This is a genomic window from Micromonospora sp. D93 (assembly GCF_018070365.1).
Lineage (GTDB): Bacteria > Actinomycetota > Actinomycetes > Mycobacteriales > Micromonosporaceae > Micromonospora > Micromonospora ureilytica.
In genome coordinates, this window is sequence record NZ_JAGPXW010000018.1 from 107,991 (window position 1) to 126,688 (window position 18,698).

Here is an 18,698-nt window from a genome sequence, read left to right on the forward strand (position 1 = left end):
CCCGGTAGGGGGACATCAGTGAGCGTGGGCAGCAGTGTGTTCAGTGACCTGGCCGTGCACCACGTCGAGTTTCACGTGACCGACGCCGTCTGGGCGGCCCGCGAGCTCGCCGGACAGTACGGCTTCGCCGTCGTCGGCTCGCGTCAGGCCGAGGACCACCTGTCGGTGGCGCTGCGGCAGGGTTCGACAATTCTCGTGGTCACCGAGGGGCTCACCGACGGGCACCCGGCCAGCCTGTACGTGCAGCAGCACGGCGATGGCGTCGCCGACCTGGCGCTGCGTACCGCGGACGCGAGGGCCGCGTTCGAGGTGGCGGTGTCCCGGGGCGCGCGGGCGGTGGTCGAACCGGCCGCCCGCGACGGGTTCGTCACGGCCACTGTCGGCGGCTTCGGCGACGTGACGCACACGTTCGTCCAGCCGCCCGAGGGGTCGGCCGGTCCGGTGCTGCCCGGCCTGACCCCCGGCCTGCCCAACGGGCAGGTGCCGGAGGCAGGTCCGGCGCCGGGGCTGGGCGTGGTCGACCACCTCGCCGTCTGCCTGGAGTCGGGCACGCTTGATCCGACAGTGGATTTCTACCGCACGGTGCTGGATTTCGACGTGACCTTCGTGGAGCACATCCTGGTCGGCAAGCAGGCGATGTTCTCCAAGGTGGTGCAGAGCCCGTCCCGGTTGGTCACGCTGACGCTCATCGAGCCGGACGCGTCCGCCGCCGCCGGGCAGATCGACGACTTCCTCAAGGGACACGGTGGCCCCGGCGTGCAGCACCTGGCGCTGTGCTCCACCGACATCGTGTCCGCGATCTCGGCGTTGACCGATCGCGGCGTGGAATTCCTGCGGACGCCGGACACCTACTACGACCGGCTCGGCAAGCGACTCGACCTCGCCCGGTACGACGTGGGCCAGCTGCAGTCCCGAAACATCCTCGTCGACGAGGACCACGACGGGCAGCTGTTCCAGATCTTCGCCAGGTCCACGCATCCGCGCCGGACGTTCTTCTTCGAGGTCATCGAGCGGCTGGGCGCGCGAACCTTCGGCAGCGGAAACATCCGGGCGCTCTACGAGGCGGTCGAGGCGGAGCGGACCCAGACCCACGACGTCCTGTGACCACCACCGCGGATCAGGGAACCGACCTGGCCGCCCTGCTCAGCCTCGACGACGTGGCACTGGCGGCGCGGCGGGTGCTGGCCGAGCCGGTCTGGGACTATGTCGCCGGCGGCAGCGGCACGGAGTCGACGTTGCGGGACAACCGGGACGCGTTCGACCGGGTCCACCTGGTCCCGCGGGTGCTGGCGGGGGCGGCGACGTACGACCTCGGCACGGAGCTGCTGGGCACGCCGATGGGGTTGCCCGTCGGGGTGGCCCCGATGGCCTACCAGCGGCTCCTGCATCCGGACGGCGAGGTGGCACTCGCCGAGGCCGCCCGGGACGAGGGCGCGGTGTTCGTGGCCAGCATGCTCAGCAGCGAGCCGGTCGAGCGGATCGCCGCCACCGGCGCGGCGGTCTGGTTGCAGCTCTACTGGCTGCGCGACCGCAGGGTGATCGTGGACCTGGTCACCCGTGCCGAGGACGCTGGCTGTCGAGCTCTCATGCTGACGGTCGACGTGCCGAGGATGGGCCGCCGGCTGCGGGACATGCGGTCCGGGTTCACCCTGCCGGGCGACGTCGTGGCCGCCAACCTGCCGCCGGAGGTCCGCGCGCCCGCACACGAAAGCGGTGCCAACAGTTCGGCGCTGATGGTGCACACCGGTCTCGCGTTCGACCCGAAGCTGTCCTGGCAGGACCTGGACTGGCTGCGTCGACGTACGCGTCTGCCGATCATCGTGAAGGGCGTTCTGCACCCGGACGACGCGGTGCGCGCGGTGGACCGGGGAGTGGACGCGGTCGTGGTGTCCAACCATGGTGGCCGCCAGCTCGACGGCGCGGTGCCCAGCATCGCGGCGCTGGAGCCGGTGGTCGCGGCCGTGGAGGGCCGTTGCGCGGTGCTGCTGGACAGCGGCGTCCGTGGCGGCGTGGACGTGGCACGGGCGTTGGCCCTCGGCGCCTCCGCGGTGCTGGTGGGCCGGCCCGCCCTCTGGGGGCTGGCGGTCGGTGGCCGGGCCGGCGCCCGCCGGGTGCTGTCGTTGCTACGGGCCGAGTTGGAGGATGCGATGGCCATGATGGGCTGTGCCGACCTGCGGGAGCTGGGCCACGGTGCCACAGTGCCCGCCGGCGGGTCGGTGCCGACGATGCGGGGTCGAGCGTCGGGTGACACCCCGGCGCGGTCGGCTGGATGGTCCCCGTGACCGGCGGGTCGGGGACGACCACTGTCGGCGCTCGCTCGCCGATCGCGCTCGCCGACCTGCACGATTCGCTGGCCGACCCGGTGCTCGACTCGATGACCTTCCTCAACGAGATCGCCGGCCGCTTCCCGGACGCGGTGTCGTTCGCGGCCGGTCGGCCGTACGAGGAGTTCTTCGAGGTGGAGGCGGTGCACCGGTATCTGCGCCGCTACTGCGACCACCTGCGCGACGAGCAGGGGTTGAGCGAGGTGCAGGTCAATCGCACCCTGTTGCAGTACGGGCGGACGAAGGGCATCGTGCACCACCTGGTGGCCACCAACCTGTCGGTCGACGAAGGGATCGACGTCGACCCGGAGGCCATCGTGGTGACCGTCGGCGCGCAGGAGGCGATGTTCCTCGTGTTGCGGGCGTTGCGGAGCGACCCCCGCGACGTGCTGCTGGCGGTCTCGCCCAACTACGTGGGGATTCGCGGCGCCGCGTCGCTCGTCGACATGACCACGCTGCCGGTGCGGGACGGCTCGCTGGGCATCGACCTGGTCGATCTCGCCCGGGTGGTGCGCTCCGCCCGGGCGGCGGGGCAGCGTCCCCGCGCGCTGTACCTGGTGCCCGACTTCGCCAACCCGGCCGGGGCGAGCCTGGACCGGGACACCCGGTTGGCGCTGTTGCGCGCGGCCTCCGAGCACGACCTGCTGATCCTGGAGGACAACCCGTACGGGCTGTTCCACGCGGGCGGCGACCGCCCGGCCACCCTGAAGGCCATGGACGACGAGTGTCGCGTCGTCTATCTCGGCTCGTTCGCCAAGACCGGGATGCCCGGCGCCCGGGTGGGCTATGTGGTCGCCGACCAGCCGGTGGCCGGGCCTGCGGGCATCGGCCTGCTGGCGGACGAGCTATCCAAGATCAAGAGTATGGTGACCGTCAACACCTCACCGCTGGCGCAGGCGGTCATCGCCGGCAAGTTGCTGGAGCACGGGTGCAGTCTGGTGCGCGCCAACGAGCGCGAGGCCGGGGCGTACCGGCGCAATCTGCGGCACGTGCTGGACGGCCTGGCCGCGCGTTTCCCGAAGACCGGCCCGGAGGGTGACCGGGTGTCCTGGAACACGCCGGCCGGCGGCTTCTTCGTCGTGGTGACGGTGCCGTTCGTGGTCGACGACGCGCTGCTGGAGCGCTCCGCCCGCGACTTCGGTGTGTTGTGGACGCCGATGCATCACTTCTACGCCGACGAGGGCGGGCGTCACCAGCTCCGACTGTCGGTCAGTCTGCTGCAGCCCCCGCAGATCGAGCAGGGGCTCGATCGGTTGGCGGCCCTGGTCAGGGAGATGAGGCCGGTATGAGCGCTCCCGTCATGCCGTTGGCTGGCGGGCAGGTAGCGATCCTGCTCGTCCAGCTCGCGGCCCTGCTCCTGCTGGGCCTGAGCCTGGGCCGGTTGGCGGCGCGGTTCGGGTTGCCCCCGATCGTCGGTGAGCTGATGGCCGGCGTGCTGCTCGGGCCGTCGCTGCTCGGCCACGCCGCTCCGGCGATCCATGACTGGCTGTTTCCCGCCGACGCGGCGCAGATGCACCTGCTGGACGCCGTCGCCCAGGTCGGCGTGCTGCTGCTGGTGGGGGTGGCCGGCATCGAGCTGGACACCCGGACCATCCGCCGACGCGGCACGTCGGCCCTCCGGATCAGCGTCGGCGGTCTGCTCATCCCGATCGGCTTCGGGATCCTGATCGGTTACCTGGCCCCGGCCGTCCTGGTGCCGGACACCACCGAACGCCCGGTGTTCGCGCTGTTCCTCGCCGTCGCCATGTGCGTGACGGCGATCCCCGTGATCGCCAAGACGCTTGCGGACATGAAGCTCATCCACCGCGACGTCGGCCAGCTGATCATGACCTCCGGCATGGTCGACGACGCCGTGGGCTGGTTCCTGCTGTCGATCGTGTCGGCCATGGCGACCGTCGGCGTGCGCGTCGGCCAGGTCGCGCTGTCGCTGCTGCTGCTGGTGGCGTTCGTGGTCGCCGCCATCTTCGTCGGCCGGCCGCTGGTGCGCGGCGCCATACGGCTGGCCGGCCGGTCCGCCGAGACGGGACCCACAATCGTCACGGCCGTGGTGATCGTTCTCGTCGGCGCGGCGATCACCCAGTCGATGCACATGGAGGCGGTGTTCGGCGCGTTCACCGCCGGCATCCTCATCGGGCAGGCGGTCCGGGAGCGACGGGCGGTGCTGGCCCCGTTGCGGACCATCGTGCTCACCGTGCTGGCACCGATCTTCCTGGCCTCCGCCGGCCTGCGGATGGACCTCGGCGTGCTGCTCGACACCGACGTCGCGCTGGCGGCCGTCGTGGTGCTCGCGGCGGCGATCCTCGGCAAGTTCACCGGCGCCTACCTCGGCGCGCGATCCAGTCGGCTCGGCCACTGGGAGTCCGTGGCCGTCGGCGCCGGCATGAACGCCCGCGGCGTGGTCGAGATCGTCGTCGCGATGGTGGGGTTGCGGCTCGGCGTCCTGGACATCGCCACCTTCACGATCATCGCGCTCGTCGCGATCGTCACGTCGATGATGGCGCCGCCACTGCTGCGCATGGCCATGTCCCGGGTGGCGCACAGCGCCGACGAACTCCTTCGGAAAGCCGACCACGAGGAACAGTGGTCGACCGGGCCGGTCGTACGGCCGGCGGAGACCGGCGCCCCGCCAGCGGCGTAGCCGGTCATCCGACGCCGGCCGGGCCGATTTTGTCGGCCCCGTCGGCGTCGTGCACCGCGAGGATGGCCTCGGCCGCGTTCGCGGGCCCGTCGGTGGCCGCGTACCAGCGCTGGACCCGCTGGGCCGCCTCGCGGTAGGACTGGTCGGCCAGCATCTCCGCGACGAGCGGCGCCAGCCGCGCGCCCACGTGCCTCGGCGCCAGCAGGCGCGCCGCGCCGATGCGCTCCAGCAGCGCGAGGTTCAGATCCTGCTCCGGTTGGAGCGGAAAGCCGAGCACCGGAGTGCCACCGGCCATCGCGGTCTGCACGCTGCCCTGCCCGCCGGCGGTGACCGCCAGGTCCACCGCCGGCATGATCAGATGGCTGGGCAGCACGCCGCCCACCATGACCCTGTCGCCGGCCATGTCGTGCAGGTCGTGATGGGTGCCGGCGACCAGCACGCGCACCGGCAACGCGGCGATGGTCGTCACCACCCGCCGCACGAATCCGACCTCCGTCGAGTTGACCGCCACGTAGACGACCGGGCCGGGTTCGGCGAGGAAACGGGCGACCCGGTCCGGCAGAGGCAGGTCCAGCCGGGCGTAGAGCGGCCCGACGCAGCGCAGCCGCGTCCCCGCGCGGTAGCCGGACCGGCCGTTCGGCCGCCAGTCGGCCACCTCCGTGGCGGGCACGCCCAGCACCTCCGGCACCTCCGGTATGAGGGCCAGGTCGCCGAGGACCAGCGAGGCGAGGCTGGGCACGGGCGGAACGCCAAGCTCGGCGGCCAGTCGGTTGAACCCACCGCAGTAGAAGCCGACCCGGGGTGGCAGGGCGTTCGACAGCCGGCGCAGCAGGCGCGCCGGCAGCAGGCCGAAGTGGGCTTGGCTCGGGGCCGGCAGCAGTCCGCGTTCGAACACCGGCGGCACCCAGCTGCCGGCGTGCTCGGTGACCAGCGCGGCGCCGGCCAGCCTGGTGGACAGCAGGGTGGTCAGGGTGAAACCGGTGACCACCGTACGGATGTCGTGCCGGCGGAAGTACTCGGTCTCCGCGGCGACGTACTCGCGCATCTCCCGATCGGTGTACATGCTCTGCCCGACGTACCCCATGCCGATCTCGTCGCGGATGAACCTGGCGCACCTCTCCGGCGTCATCCGCGGGCCGACGATGTCGTACGGCACGCCGACGTCGCGGAGAACGTGCTCGTAGGTGCCGCCGTGCGTGGCGATTCTGGCGGCCACTCCCCGCTGGCGTAGCGCGCGGTAGATCTCCAACATCCGTGAGGTGGCGGACAGGAAGCCGCAGTGCGGCATGAGGCAGATCATCCGGTCGTCACCTCCGAGAGCGGCCCGGCCTCCGGCGGGGGGCCGGCGCCGCGGGCGACCGCCCGTACCTCGTCCAGCACCCTGGCGACCGGCACGTCCGCGCGCTGGGCGACGGCCAGGGCGTCGTCGTACTCCGGCTGCACGCTGACCAGACGGTCACCCAGGTAACCGCGCTTGACCCGCACGGCCGCGTCGCCGTACGGCATGGCGATCTGGTCGCGGCGCAGCCGGCGACGCTGCACGGTGGACACCCGAACGCCGAGCGTGCCGGTGTAGGTGAACACCAGCCGGCAGACCAGGTCGAGCTGCGCCGGCGCGGTCAGCACGCTGAGCAGTTGCCCCGGTCGACCCTTTCGCATCAGGACGGGAGTGCACCAGGCGTCCGCCGCGCCGACCGCCCGCAACTGCTCCAGCAGGTCTGGCCAGACCCGCGGGTCCACATCGTCGATGGTGGTGTCGACCCGATGCAGCGGCTCGCCCAGCCATGGTGTGCCGCCGGCGTCGCGGTCGGCGGACGTGCCCACGAGCACCCGCAGGATGTTGGGATGGCCGGGCGGGTCCTTGGTGCCGGCGCCGACGCCGACCGAATGGGGCACCAACGCCGGTGGGGGCCCCCAGCTGGTGGCGATGGTGGCGAGCAGGGCCGCGCCCGACGGCGTGCACAGCTCCATCGCGGCCGGATGGGCGGCGATCGGGGCGCCGGCGCCGCTGAGGATCTCCAGGACGGCGGGCACGGGCACCGGCATCGGGCCGTGCCCGGTGCGGACCGTGCCGGAGCCCACCGCGACCGGACCGACCACCCGGGCGGGCGCGTCGAGCAGGCCCAGATCGGCCAGCGCGAGGGCGCAACCGACCAGGTCGACCACCGCGTCGAGAGCACCGACCTCATGGAAGTGAATGTCCGCCAGCGGTACGCCGTGGACTCGCGCCTCGGCCCGCGCCAGCGTGTTGAAGGCGGAAACCGCGAACGCGTGCACCGCCGGCGGGAGGGCGGCGCGGGCGATGATCGCGGTCACCGCCGCCAGGTCGCGGTGGGTGCCGGAGTCGGGTGCGGTGACGATCAGCCGAGCAGCGCGCAGGCCGTGCCGGCGTACGGCTTCCAGCTCCAGTGCGACCGGCTCGACCGCGAGTCGCGCCACGCCCTGCCGCACGGCGGCCAGGCTCGCGCCCGCGTCGAGCAGCGCGGCAAGCAACATGTCGCCGGCGGCGCCGTTGCTGGGGTCGACCCACAGGGCGGCGCCCGGTCCGGTCGCCGCGCCCGCCTCCGCCGCCTCGGCCGTCGTGAGCGGCTCAGTCATTCGCGGCCGCGCAGCTGGACATGCGGCGGGCGATCCGGGCGGCGGCGACGCCGGCGCCGAAGCCGTTGTCCACATTGACTGTCAACACGCCCGGCGCACACGAGTTCAGTGTGGCCAGCCACGCGGTCAGACCGTCCAGGTGCCAGCCGTAGCCGACGCTGGTGGGCACCGCGATCAGCGGGCTGCCGATCAGTCCGCCGAGGACGGACGGCAGTGCGGCCTCCATCCCGGCGATCGCCACGACCACGTCGGCGCGGGCGATGCGGTCACGCTCGGCCAGTAGTCGGTGCAGGCCGGCCACACCCACGTCCACCACGAGGTCCGGCCTGGCGCCGAAGACGGCCACGGTGGCCGCGCACTCGCGGGCTACCGGTAGGTCACTCGTGCCGCCGCAGGCGATGGCGACAGTGCCCACTGGCGTCCGGGCGGGGCCGACCACCGCGACCCGGCACACGGGGTCCACCACATCGACGCCGAACTCGTCGGCGCAGCGGGCCATGGCCTCGTCGCTGAGCCGGGTGGCGAGGATCGGCGTGTCGGGGTGGGCGACGCGCAGCGCGCGCATCGCGCCGGTCACCTGCTCGGGGGTTTTGCCCGCGCCGTAAACCACCTCGGGGTCGCCGGTGCGCGACAGACGGTCCACGTCCATCCGTGCGAATCCTAGGTCGATGAATTCCGGTGCGGACACCTCACGCTCCTTCCAGTACTGTCGAACTGTGAGACCTGATGATTGGGCCTGCGGGGCGGCGGATCAGCTCGTCGCGGAATTCACACGATACGGCAGAACGCTCGTGGCATTCTCCGGTGGCGTGGACTCCAGCGTCGCCCTCGCGGCGGCGGTGCGGGCTCTGGACCCGGCCGATGTCGCGGCGGTGACGGCGGTCTCGGCCGCGGTTCCCGCCGCTGAGGTGGCTGCGGCCCGCGACTTCTGCGCCGGGCTCGGCGTGGCGCACCACGTGCTCGGCACCCGCGAGATGGAGGTCGAGGGCTACCGCGAGAACGGCCCGCGCCGGTGCTACTTCTGCAAGAGCACGCTCATCGACGCGGTGCGCGAGCTGGCCGACCGGCTCGGCTTCCAGACCGTGGTGACCGGCACGAACGCCTCGGACGTGGTGGCCGGCTTCCGACCCGGGATCGCGGCCGCCGCCGAGCGTGCCGCCCGTACACCGCTGGCCGACCTGGCGATGGACAAGCCGACGGTGCGCGCGGTGGCCCGGCTCTGGGGGCTGGACACGGCCGCCAAGCCGGCCGCCGCGTGCCTGGCCAGCCGCATCGCGTACGGCGTGGCCATCTCGCCGGCCCGGCTGGCCCGGGTGGAGTTGGCCGAGTCGGCCGCGCGCCGCCTGCTGGACCCGCACGGGGTGGTCGACCTGCGGGTCCGTGACCTGGGCGACGGCGTGCGCCTCGAGGTCGATGCGCCCGCCGTGGAGCGTGCCCGCGGCGATCAACGACTCGTGGCGGCCATCCGCGCGGCCGGGTTCCCCGACGAGCCGATCACCGTCGAGGCGTTCCGCTCCGGATCGATGAACGAGCTGCTCCACGACCCGGACCACTGGCGCTGAGCGACGGCGCGGTTTTTTCGCGCATCGGTGGGCTGACGCGACGCTCGATTGACGCTATCCTCAGCTGGTGAATTACAACCCGGGCGACCAACCCGTCACGCCGAACTGGTCTCTCGACGGTGCGCACGTGCTCCTCACCGGGGTGACCGGGTTCCTGGGGCAGGCATCGCTGGAGCGGCTGCTCGCCGACCACCCCAACACCCGGGTGACGGTGCTGGTGCGCGGTCGGGGCGCGACGTCGGGCGCCGACCGTGTCGCCGGGTTGACGCGCAAGCCGGTGTTCCGCACGCTGCGCCGCCGAATTGGCGGGCCGGCGCTCGCGGAGCTGCTGGCCGAGCGCGTCACGGTCATCGAGGGCGACCTCACCGACGCCGTGCCGGCGCTGCCCGAGGACCTGACCACTGTCATCCACTGTGCGTCCACGGTGTCCTTCGACCCGCCGATCGACGACGCGTTCCAGGTCAACGTCGGCGGTCTGGTCAACCTCTACGACGCGATCGTCGCGCTGCCACGGCGTCCGCACGTGCTGCACGTCTCCACGGCCTACGTCGCCGGCGCCCGCAAGGGCGTCGTGGCGGAGGCGCCACTGGACCATGACGTCGACTGGAACGCCGAGCTCACCGCCGCGCTGGCCGCCCGCGCCGAGGTGGAGCGCGCCTCCCGCCGCCCGGAGGCACTGCGCACGCTGTTGGCCGAGGCGCGCGCCGAGCACGGCAAGGCCGGCCCGCAGGCGACGGCGCGGGCCGCGGAGGAGGCGCGGCGCCGACGGGTGACCGAGCGGCTGGTCGACTACGGCAGACTGCGGGCGCACAGCGTCGGCTGGCCGGATGTCTACACGTTCACCAAGGCGCTGGGGGAGCGGGTCGCCGAACAGTACGCCCGCGACGAAGGGCTGCGCGTCTCCGTCGTGCGCCCGGCGATCGTGCAGAGCGCCCTGCGTCATCCGTTCCCCGGCTGGTTCGACTCCTTCAAGATGGTGGATCCGATCATCCTGTCGTACGGGCGCGGCACGCTGCCGGACTTCCCGGGCCTGCCCGACGCGGTGGTGGACATCGTCCCCATCGACCTGGTCACCAACGCTCTCCTCGCGGTCGCGGCCGTCGAGCCGGAACCCGGCACACCGGTCTACTACCACGTCGGCACCGGCGCGCGGAATCCGCTCACCCAACGCCAACTGGACGAGAACATCCGCAACTACTTCCGCCGTCATCCGCTGCCCGAGGCCGGTCGGGGCCACATCGCGGTGCCGACCTGGCGGTTCCCCGGTGCCAGCCAGATCGAGCGGAGACTGCGCGCCGGCGAGCGCGCCGTCTCGTTCGCCGAACGGGCGCTGCTGCGGCTACCGGCCTCGCCGCGCACGCGGGACTGGATGACGAAGGTGCACAAGGAGACCAAGCGGATCGAGTCGCTGCGCCGGCTGTCCACCCTCTACGGCGTCTACACCGAGGTGGAGGCCATCTACACCGACGGCAACGTGCTGGCGCTGCACCGCCGGTTGCCCGATGAGGTGGTCAGCCGGGGCAGCTTCGACGCCGCCGAGGTGGACTGGCCGCACTACCTACAGGAGGTGCACTGCCCGAGCATCACCGCGCTGCTGAGGCAGTCGGTCACCCGGCGTCCCCGCTCCAACAGGCGCGGGCCGCTGCCGGAGGGCCGCGACACCGTGGCGGTCTTCGACCTGGAGGGCACCGTGGTGGCGTCCAACCTCATCGAGGCTTTCCTGTGGGCCCGACTGGCCGACCGGCCGAAGGGCGCCTGGGCCAGGGAGCTCGCCGCGCTCGCCGGCGCCGCGCCGCGCTACCTGCGCGCCGAGCAGCGCAGTCGCGGCGAGTTCATCCGGACCTTCATGCGGCGGTACGCCGGCGCCTCGGAGGATGCCCTGCGTGAACTGATCAGGGACCGGCTGGGTGACGCGCTGCTGCGGCGGTCGCTGCCGGAGGCGATCCGGCAGGTTCGCGCGCATCGTGCGGCCGGTCACCGCACCATCCTGATCACCGGCACCGCGGACATCCTCATCGAATCGCTGCGGCCGCTGTTCGACGACGTGGTCGCGAGCCGGCTACACGTGCGTGACGGCGTGCTGACCGGCTTCCTTGCCGCTCCACCACTTGTGGGCGAGGCCCGACTGGCCTGGCTCCGCCAACACGCCGAGGACATCGGCGCCGACCTGAGCAGCTCGTACGCGTACGGCGACAGCTTCTCCGACCGATCACTTCTTGAGGGGGTGGGCAATCCGGTGGCCGTCAACCCCGATCCCAAGCTGTTCCGGCACGCCAAGCGTCACAACTGGCGCATCGAGGAGTGGGGTGGTCACACGGTCGGTCCGGTCGAGACGATGGTGGAGCTGACCACGTCGGCTGCCGGCCCCGGCGCGCGGGGAGCGGCCCGATGATGCCGGCCCTGGAATACCGCCAGTCCACCCCGCGTTTCCTCGCCGCCCGTGGCGCCAGCTCCACCCGGCTCGGCGGGCGGATGTCCGGCGTGCTGGCCAGCAACGTGGCGCCGCTTCGCCTGGTGCACCGCGCCGAGCCCAGCCTGCCAGCCGGCGAGTGGGTTCGGCTGCGGCCGTTGCTGTCCGGCATCTGTGGTTCGGACGTCAGCCTGTTGACGGGCCGCTCGTCGCCATACTTCGGCGCTGTCGTGTCGATGCCGTTCGTGCCGGGGCACGAGGTGGTCGCGGAGACCCTGGACGACCTGCCCGGCCTGGCCAAGGGCAGCCGCGTGGTGGTCGACCCGGTGCTGTCGTGCGCGGTGCGTGGCGGGACGCCCTGCCGCTGGTGCGTCGCGGGGCAGCACAGTCGGTGCGACCGGGTGACCGCCGGTCGCGTCTCCGCCGGCCTGCAGACCGGCTACTGCACCGACACCGGCGGCGGCTGGGGTCGGCAGATGGTCGCCCACGCCGCCCAGTTGCACCAGGTGCCGGACACGCTGGACGACCGTCGGGCGGTGCTCGTCGAGCCGCTGGCCTGCGCGGTGCACTCGGTCCGCCGGGCGAACGTGCCGGCGGGCGCGGCCGTGTTGATCGTCGGCGCCGGCACGGTGGGCCTGCTGACCCTGCTGGCGTTGCGGGCCCTGACCAAGGCCGGCCCCATCTACGTGGTCGCCAAGCACGCACACCAGCACGCCCGGGCCCGCGAGCTCGGGGCGACGGAGGTGTTCCAGCCGTCCCGCGCGGCCCGTGCGGTGCGCCGCGCCTGCGGCGGCACGCTGGAGCAGCCCATGATCGGCGGTGATTTCCTGCTCGGCGGTGCCGATGTGGCGTTCGAGTGCACAGGCGCCGGGTCCGGTCTGGACATGGCGCTGCGGCTGGTCCGCGCCGGCGGCACGGTGCTGCTGTCCGGGATGCCCTCCGGCGGCGTGGACCTGACACCCGTGTGGTTTCGGGAGTTGAACCTCGTCGGGTCGTACGCCTCCAGCGGCAGCGCGACGAGCCCGGCCGCCGGGCCCGACACCGATGAGCAGGGGACCGCCGAGCCCGCTGGCGGCGCGTTCGCCGAGGCCATGGCGCTGGCCACCGAGGCTCCTCTGGACGGCTACGTCGACGCGATCTACCCGCTGTCGCGCTGGCGGGAGGCGCTCGGTCACGCCGCCAAGGCTGGGCAGTTGGGCGCCGTCAAGGTCGCCTTCGACCCCAGCCGGAACTGATCCAGCAATCCGACGCACAAGCACGAGCCGGAACGACGAGAGGACATTTCATGAGCAGACCTGGCTTCGTGCTCGAGGTCGATGAGCGTACGCCGCCGCTGCTCGTACACCAGGGGGAGGGTTTTCTCCTCGAGCGGTTCCCGCTCGGCACGCGGGTGGTGTACCCGCCGGACTCGCTGCCGCCCGTCGCCAACGTCGACGCCGCCATCCAACGCGCGCTGATGCAGCCGGTGGATTCCCCGCCGCTGCCCGACCTGCTGCGCTCCGGGATGCGACTGACGATCGTCTTCGACGACCTGTCGCTCCCGTTGCCGCAGATGCGCCCGCCGGACATCCGGCAGCGGGTGATCGAGCACGTGCTGGAGCTCGCCGCCGAGGCCGGCGTGGACGACGTCGAGCTGATCGCGGCGAACTCGCTGCACCGCCGGATGACGCCGGCCGAGCTGAAGCGGATCGTCGGGGAGCGGGTCTTCCGGGCGTTCTTCCCCAAGCACCTGCGTAACCACGATGCCGAGGACCCGGACGGCCTGGTCCACCTGGGCACCACCGCGCACGGCGAGGACGTGGAGATCAACCGGCGGGCCGCCGAGAGCGACCTGATCGTGTACGTCAACATCAACCTCACCGCGATGAGCGGCGGCAGCAAGTCGGTCACCGTGGGGCTCGGCTCCTACCGGAGCCTGCGCCACCACCACAACGTCCACACGCTGCGCCACTCGCGCTCCTTCAACGACCCGCCGAATTCGGCCATGCACCACTCGTACGACCGGATGGCCGAGGTGCTGGGCGAGGCTGTCAAGGTCTTCACGATCGAGACCACGCTGAACCTGGACTCCTTCCCCAGTCACGTCGGCTTCCTCAACCGCCGGGAGTGGGAGTGGGGGATCGGCGACCAGCTCTCCTATCTGGCCGCCAAGCGGGCCAACGACCTGGCGCCGCCCAAGCTGCGTCGGCGTCTCTGGCAGAGCAACGACGCGCCGTACGGGGTGACAGGTGTCAACGCGGGCCGGCCGGACTCGGTCCACCCGCTCACCCTCGCCAACGTGCACCGCCAGCAGCTCACCGAGGTGCAGGGCCAGAGTGACATCGGCGTCTGGGGTCTGCCCTTCATCTGCCCGTACAACGTCAACTCGATCATGAACCCGATCCTGGTGATGTCGCTGGGCCTGGGCTACTTCTTCAACCTCTACCGCAACCAGCCGATCGTGCGGCGTGGCGGGGTGGGCATCTTCTACCACCCGATGCCGAAGGAGTTCCACCCCGTGCACCACCCCAGCTACATCGACTTCTTCGAGGAGGTCCTGCCGCAGACCACCGACCCGGCGGCGATCGAGGCGAAGTACGAGCAGCAGTTCGCCACCGACCCGTGGTACACCCACCTGTACCGGACCAGCTACGCCTACCACGGCGTGCACCCGTTCTACATGTGGTACTGGGGGGCCCACGCGATGGAGCACCTCGGTGACGTGATCTTCGTCGGCGCCGACCGTAAGACGGCGGCGGTGATGGGCTTCCGGGCGGCCTCCTCGCTCGCCGACGCGCTGGAGATGGCGCGTGACACCGTCGGGTCGAGCCCGAGCATCACTTACCTGCACGCCCCGCCGGTGACGCTGGCGGACGTCCGATGACCGGGGAGGCGACGTGCGCCTGATCGACGAGGTGAGGCTGCTGCGCGGCCGTCGCGACTGGCGTGGCCGGGCTACCACGCCTCGCTCCGCCGAGCCGTACGAGATCCGCCGGGAGCGCTCCGAGTTCCCGACCGACTGGGCCCGGACCCGGGCGGCGAGGGCGGTGCGCTTCGGCCTCCAGCGGGGGGTGCTCAAGTCGGTGGCCTGGACCCAGACCCACCCGGTCGTGCGCGGCACGGAGTACCTCGACGGGTTGCAGGGTCCGGCCGTCTTCGTCTCCAACCACGCGAGTCACCTGGACACGCCGCTGATCCTCGGCTCGGTGCCCCGCCGGTTCGCGCGGCGGCTGGCCGTCGGCGCGGCCGCCGACTACTTCTTCGACGCACGCTGGCGCGCCGTCGTGACGTCGCTGGTGTTCAACGCCTTCCCGATCGAGCGGCAGGGCGATCAGCGGCTGCGCAGCCGCGCCACCAAGCTGCTCGCCGACGGGTGGAGCCTGCTGCTCTTCCCGGAGGGCAGCAGGTCCGCCGACGGCTGGATGAGCGGGATGCGGCTGGGCGCGGCCCATCTGTGCTGCACGCACGGGGTGCCGGCGGTGCCGGTCGCGCTGCGCGGCACGTTCGGTGCCATGCCGCGCGGACGGAACTGGCCGATGCCTGGCCGGCGCACCGTCGTGGTTCGCTACGGCCGGCCACTGTGGCCGCGCGAAGGCGAGGGTGCACGGGCGTTCCACGAGCGGATGTCAGCCGCTGTCGGCCGGCTGTGGGTGGAGGAGGAGGTCGGCTGGTACCAATCGCTGCGTACCCCGCCGGCGGTTGCGGTCGCCTCCACCGCCGGGCCGCAGGCCGCCGATTGGCGGCGGATGTGGGAGTCGACGCGTCCGCTGCCGGCAGCCGACGGCCGGCCGGCCCGGCGGATCTGGCCGACCAGTCGGTCGTGACCGGCAGGCGCTACGCCCGCTCGCGCGGGAGATCGACGCCTTGCCGGGCTGTGCTGGCGGCACCGCCGGCCGGGATCCGGTAGGCGCCGAAGAAGACCGCCAGCCCCACCACGACGGTGAACGCCAGCAAGGCGTTCTCCGCGACGCTGTCGACGATCGGCAACGCCTCCGCGTGGGCCAGGTGGAACAGCAGGTGTGGCGTGTTCGCGACGACCGCTGCGGCCGCTGCGGCGAGGCACAACTCCCGCACCGGCCGCACGGCCGCCCACCCGAGGACCACCGCCAACGCCAGGTAGGCGTAGCCCAGATCGGACAGCAGGTGCCCGTTGTACGGGCCGCCGGCGGCCACCCACCCCGCGCCGAACGGGAACCAGTCGAAAAACCACAGTGGCGCCACGGACGCTGGCACGCCGAGGGCGAGCATCTGGACGGCCAGTACCGCCGAGCCGATTCGAACCCACCGCGTTGGACGTTTCCTGTGCGCATCTGCTTCGTGTGTCGGCATCTTGCCTCTGTTCTGAGGTTCGTTGACACCCTTCAACCCGGGCATCTATGGTTCGACCACTCCTCGCTTAATGAATTACTAGCACAGAGTCGCTCACGGGAAGGCTGAGACGTTGCGATCGTACGGGTCCTACATCGCAGGTCAGGACGTTCCGGCGGACAAGTGGGTGCATTGCCTGCGCGCTTCGGCCGTGCTCGACGACATGCTGCCGCAGCTTTCCCTGAAGCGTGACCTGGACCGCGGCCGGCGCCACGACGGCGAGGAGCACGCGAGCGTGCTGGCCCGGTGCGCGGTGGCCGACGACACGGTTGTGGAGCGGGCCATCCAGGCCGCTGCGGCGGCTGCCCCGGCCTGGGGCGCGATGCCGCTCGAGGTGCGGCTCCGGGTGGTGCACCGGTTACACGAGGAACTGCGCCGGCGGCACGACGAGGTGGTGGAGGTCCTCGTTCAGGAGGGCCACCCACGCGCGCTCGCCGAGTGGGAGCTGGCCGGCTGCCTGCACGGCACCAGTCCCGAGACCGTTGGGCTGTGCGCCGAGCAGATGCACCGGGAGTACGAGGACCCGCACCGACGCTTGCTGGTGGTGCGCAAGCCGGACGGCGTGGTAGCGCTGAGTCCGCCGCAGAACGCGGCGGCGGTCAATTCACTGCTCGGGGTACCCGCGCTCGCGGCCGGCAACGCGCTCGTCGTCAAGGCGCCGCGCGGAAGCCCGTACGGCGTGATGTTCGTGCTCCGAGAGATCGTGGCACCGATCCTCGACGAGGTCGGCGCTCCGCCCGGCACCCTGAACATCGTCTGTGGCCCGCCCAAGAGGATCCTCGACCAGTTCTTGGCCAGCCCGCTCGTCAACGACATCTTCTACTTCGGCAGCAGCGAGCTCGGCATCCCGCTCGGTGAGGAGGCGGTGCGCCGGGGCAAGAAGCCGATTCTGGAGTTGGCCGGCAACGACGGCTGCGTGGTGTGGCACGACGCCGACCTCGACCGCGCCGCCGAGGCGCTCACCGAGAGCTTCTTCGGATCCGGGCAGATCTGCATGGTGCCCAACTACGTGGTGGCCCATCCGGACATCGCCGACCGCCTACTGGCCCGCCTGATCAGCCACGCCCGCAAGATCCGCCCCGGCTATCCCGAGGATCCCGACGTCCTGTTGTCGCCTGTCCTCAAGAGCGACCAGTTCGCTCGGTACGTCGAGCAGGCCACCGAGTGCGGCGCCGAGGTGCTCGCCGGCGGTAACCGGATGGAGCTGGACGGCTCGATATCGTCCACCGGGCTGTTCGTCGAGCCGACCATTCTGCGGGTCGACGGCCTGGCCCGCGCCCGGACGGTGTGGGCGGTGGCCCGGGAGACCTTCTTTCCGCTACTGCCGGTCGTGGTGCCCGAGACGGACCGCGGTGACGGCCTGCTCGACGACGTGATCGATTTCCTCAACGCCAACGAGTACAGCCTGCGCAACTCCGTCTGGGCCGGCGACGAGTCGACGGTGGACCAGTTCGTCGCGCGGGTGCACAACGGCGGCCTACTCAAGATCAACGATTCGCACATCGGCTTCGTGCCGTACCTGTCCACCCACGGTGGTGCCGGATTGACCGGCGGACCTCTGGGCGAGAGCAACTATCCGATGCTGCGCACGTCGCATCTCCAGGGCATCAGCATCGGCCGTGACGTCCAACCCCGGCGGGCGGCGCTTGCCTCCCCGCTACGTGCCGAGCGGGAGGGTCTGGCCGCATGAGCTTTCTCGATACCGAGCGGGACACCTGCGAGGCGCTGCTCCCGGGCCTGCTCAAGAAGCTCGGCGAGTTTCCGCTGATGGAGCTGGAACGCCGGGGCGGCCCGGGCATCGGGCTCTTCCGCGAGGCCGGGGGGCCCGGCCTGGTGGTGCCCAAGACGTACCACGGGCTCGGCGCCTCCGCCGTTCAGGCGGTGCGGGTCACCCGCGCCCTGGCCGCGCAGGCGCCGTCGCTTGCGGTCGCCACCACGATGCACCAGTTCTCGGTGGCCGGCCTGGTGGCCCTGGCCCGGGCGAACGTGGGGTTCGAATGGATGCTGCTGGAGGCGGTCGCGACCGACCGCCGGCTGGTGGCGTCCGGCTTCGCCGAAGGCCATGCCGGCCGCGGCATCCTGACACCCACCATGACGGCCCGTCGGGACGGCGCCAACTGGCGGGTCACCGGCGCGAAGCGCCCGTGCAGCCTCTCCGCCTCGATGGACCTGCTGACCGCGAGCGTTGCCGTGCCCACCGAGGACGGCGGCACCAGACTCGGCGTGGTGCTCATCCCGGCGGAGTCGCCGGGCATCACGATCGAGCCATTCTGGGCGTCGTCGGTGCTCACCGGCGCCGAGTCCGACGCGGTGCTGCTCGACGACGTGGAGGTGCATCCGGACCTGTTCGTCTACCCGGAGATCGCGCTCGACGGCCAGCTCGACGACCTGCAGACGGTCGGGTTCGTGTGGTTCCAACTCCTGGTGACCGCGTGTTACCTGGGGGTGGCGTCGGCGCTGGTGGAGCGCGCGATCACGCGCGGCCGGGGGCCGGCCACCGACCGGGCGGACGTGGCGACCGCCGTGCAGGGCGCCGCGATCATGCTGGACGGCGCGGCACGGAGCCTCGACGACGGCGACGGCGGCAACGACGCGCTCGGCCGAGCCCTGGTGGTGCGGTTCGCCGCCGCCAACGCGATCGCCACCGCGGTACGAGGTGCTGTGGATCTGCTCGGGGGGATGGCTTTCATCTCCTCGCCCGACGTCGCCTATCTCGCCGCCGCGTCGCACGCGGTCGCCTTCCACCCGCCGTCACGCGCGAGCGTCGCCAACGAGCTGACGAACTGGCTCGCCGGCCAGCCGCTCGTGTTGAGCTAGGG

Annotated in this window: 15 protein-coding genes; 11 read left to right on the forward strand and 4 right to left on the reverse strand. The window is 71.9% G+C overall.

The features are described 5' to 3' along the window. The first annotated feature begins 18 nt into the window (after positions 1–18). The 4 genes from hppD to KBX71_RS20585 are packed head-to-tail and all read left to right on the forward strand — an operon-like array spanning position 19 to position 4,962. Positions 19–1,104 (forward strand): 4-hydroxyphenylpyruvate dioxygenase, encoded by a 1,086-nt coding sequence (gene hppD, locus KBX71_RS20570; RefSeq protein WP_307847202.1) that lies wholly within the window; start codon positions 19–21, stop codon positions 1,102–1,104. After that, positions 1,101–2,282: an alpha-hydroxy acid oxidase gene (locus tag KBX71_RS20575; protein ID WP_374102619.1), complete on the forward strand. Its 1,182-nt coding sequence runs from the start codon at positions 1,101–1,103 to the stop codon at positions 2,280–2,282. The genes hppD and KBX71_RS20575 overlap by 4 nt, the downstream gene beginning before the upstream one ends. Further along, positions 2,270–3,613, forward strand: coding sequence for a PLP-dependent aminotransferase family protein (locus tag KBX71_RS20580; protein ID WP_210819630.1), 1,344 nt, complete (start codon positions 2,270–2,272; stop codon positions 3,611–3,613). Before KBX71_RS20575 ends, KBX71_RS20580 begins: the two co-directional genes overlap by 13 nt. Then, the gene (locus tag KBX71_RS20585) at positions 3,610–4,962 is read left to right on the forward strand and encodes a cation:proton antiporter (protein ID WP_210819631.1); all 1,353 of its coding nucleotides are present in this window, start codon (positions 3,610–3,612) and stop codon (positions 4,960–4,962) included. Before KBX71_RS20580 ends, KBX71_RS20585 begins: the two co-directional genes overlap by 4 nt. 4 nt (positions 4,963–4,966) lie before the next feature. Here the strand turns inward: KBX71_RS20585 and KBX71_RS20590 are convergent, their stop codons facing one another. The 3 genes from KBX71_RS20590 to larB are packed head-to-tail and all read right to left on the reverse strand — an operon-like array spanning position 4,967 to position 8,209. Then, positions 4,967–6,262 carry a glycosyltransferase gene (locus tag KBX71_RS20590; RefSeq protein ID WP_210819632.1) on the reverse strand — a complete coding sequence of 432 codons (1,296 nt, stop codon included), beginning with the start codon at positions 6,260–6,262 and terminating at the stop codon, positions 4,967–4,969. Further along, positions 6,259–7,560, reverse strand: a complete 1,302-nt coding sequence (gene larC, locus KBX71_RS20595; protein ID WP_210819633.1) for a nickel pincer cofactor biosynthesis protein LarC — start codon at positions 7,558–7,560, stop codon at positions 6,259–6,261. Before larC ends, KBX71_RS20590 begins: the two co-directional genes overlap by 4 nt. Further along, positions 7,553–8,209 (reverse strand): nickel pincer cofactor biosynthesis protein LarB, encoded by a 657-nt coding sequence (larB, locus tag KBX71_RS20600; protein WP_210819634.1) that lies wholly within the window; start codon positions 8,207–8,209, stop codon positions 7,553–7,555. Before larB ends, larC begins: the two co-directional genes overlap by 8 nt. Positions 8,210–8,351: 142 nt before the next feature. On the opposite strand from larB, the gene KBX71_RS20605 reads away from it, so the two are divergent. The 5 genes from KBX71_RS20605 (at position 8,352) to KBX71_RS20625 (ending at position 15,335) form a co-directional block, all read left to right on the forward strand. Continuing rightward, a complete protein-coding gene (locus KBX71_RS20605) occupies positions 8,352–9,122 on the forward strand; it encodes an ATP-binding protein (protein ID WP_196925850.1) in 771 nt (256 codons plus the stop codon). 67 nt (positions 9,123–9,189) lie between these two features. Next, entirely contained in the window at positions 9,190–11,514 is a 2,325-nt protein-coding gene (locus KBX71_RS20610) for an HAD-IB family hydrolase (RefSeq protein ID WP_210819635.1), read from the forward strand. Further along, complete coding sequence (locus KBX71_RS20615) at positions 11,511–12,767, forward strand: zinc-binding dehydrogenase (protein WP_210819636.1); 1,257 nt, start codon at positions 11,511–11,513, stop codon at positions 12,765–12,767. Before KBX71_RS20610 ends, KBX71_RS20615 begins: the two co-directional genes overlap by 4 nt. Positions 12,768–12,817: 50 nt before the next feature. Beyond that, positions 12,818–14,395, forward strand: a complete 1,578-nt coding sequence (locus tag KBX71_RS20620; protein WP_210819637.1) for a lactate racemase domain-containing protein — start codon at positions 12,818–12,820, stop codon at positions 14,393–14,395. A 13-nt stretch (positions 14,396–14,408) separates the two neighbouring features. Next, complete coding sequence (locus tag KBX71_RS20625; RefSeq protein ID WP_210819638.1) at positions 14,409–15,335, forward strand: lysophospholipid acyltransferase family protein; 927 nt, start codon at positions 14,409–14,411, stop codon at positions 15,333–15,335. Positions 15,336–15,345: 10 nt separating this feature from the next. On the opposite strand, the gene KBX71_RS20630 is transcribed toward KBX71_RS20625, so the two are convergent. Further along, positions 15,346–15,744, reverse strand: a complete 399-nt coding sequence (locus KBX71_RS20630) for a hypothetical protein (RefSeq protein WP_210819639.1) — start codon at positions 15,742–15,744, stop codon at positions 15,346–15,348. A gap of 208 nt (positions 15,745–15,952) precedes the next feature. Between KBX71_RS20630 and KBX71_RS20635 the strand changes: the two genes are divergently transcribed. Further along, on the forward strand, positions 15,953–17,569 hold the full coding sequence (locus KBX71_RS20635) for an aldehyde dehydrogenase (RefSeq protein ID WP_210819640.1): 1,617 nt from the start codon (positions 15,953–15,955) through the stop codon (positions 17,567–17,569). Next, positions 17,566–18,696, forward strand: a complete 1,131-nt coding sequence (locus KBX71_RS20640; protein ID WP_210819641.1) for an acyl-CoA dehydrogenase family protein — start codon at positions 17,566–17,568, stop codon at positions 18,694–18,696. The genes KBX71_RS20635 and KBX71_RS20640 overlap by 4 nt, the downstream gene beginning before the upstream one ends. The last annotated feature ends 2 nt before the right edge of the window (positions 18,697–18,698 follow it).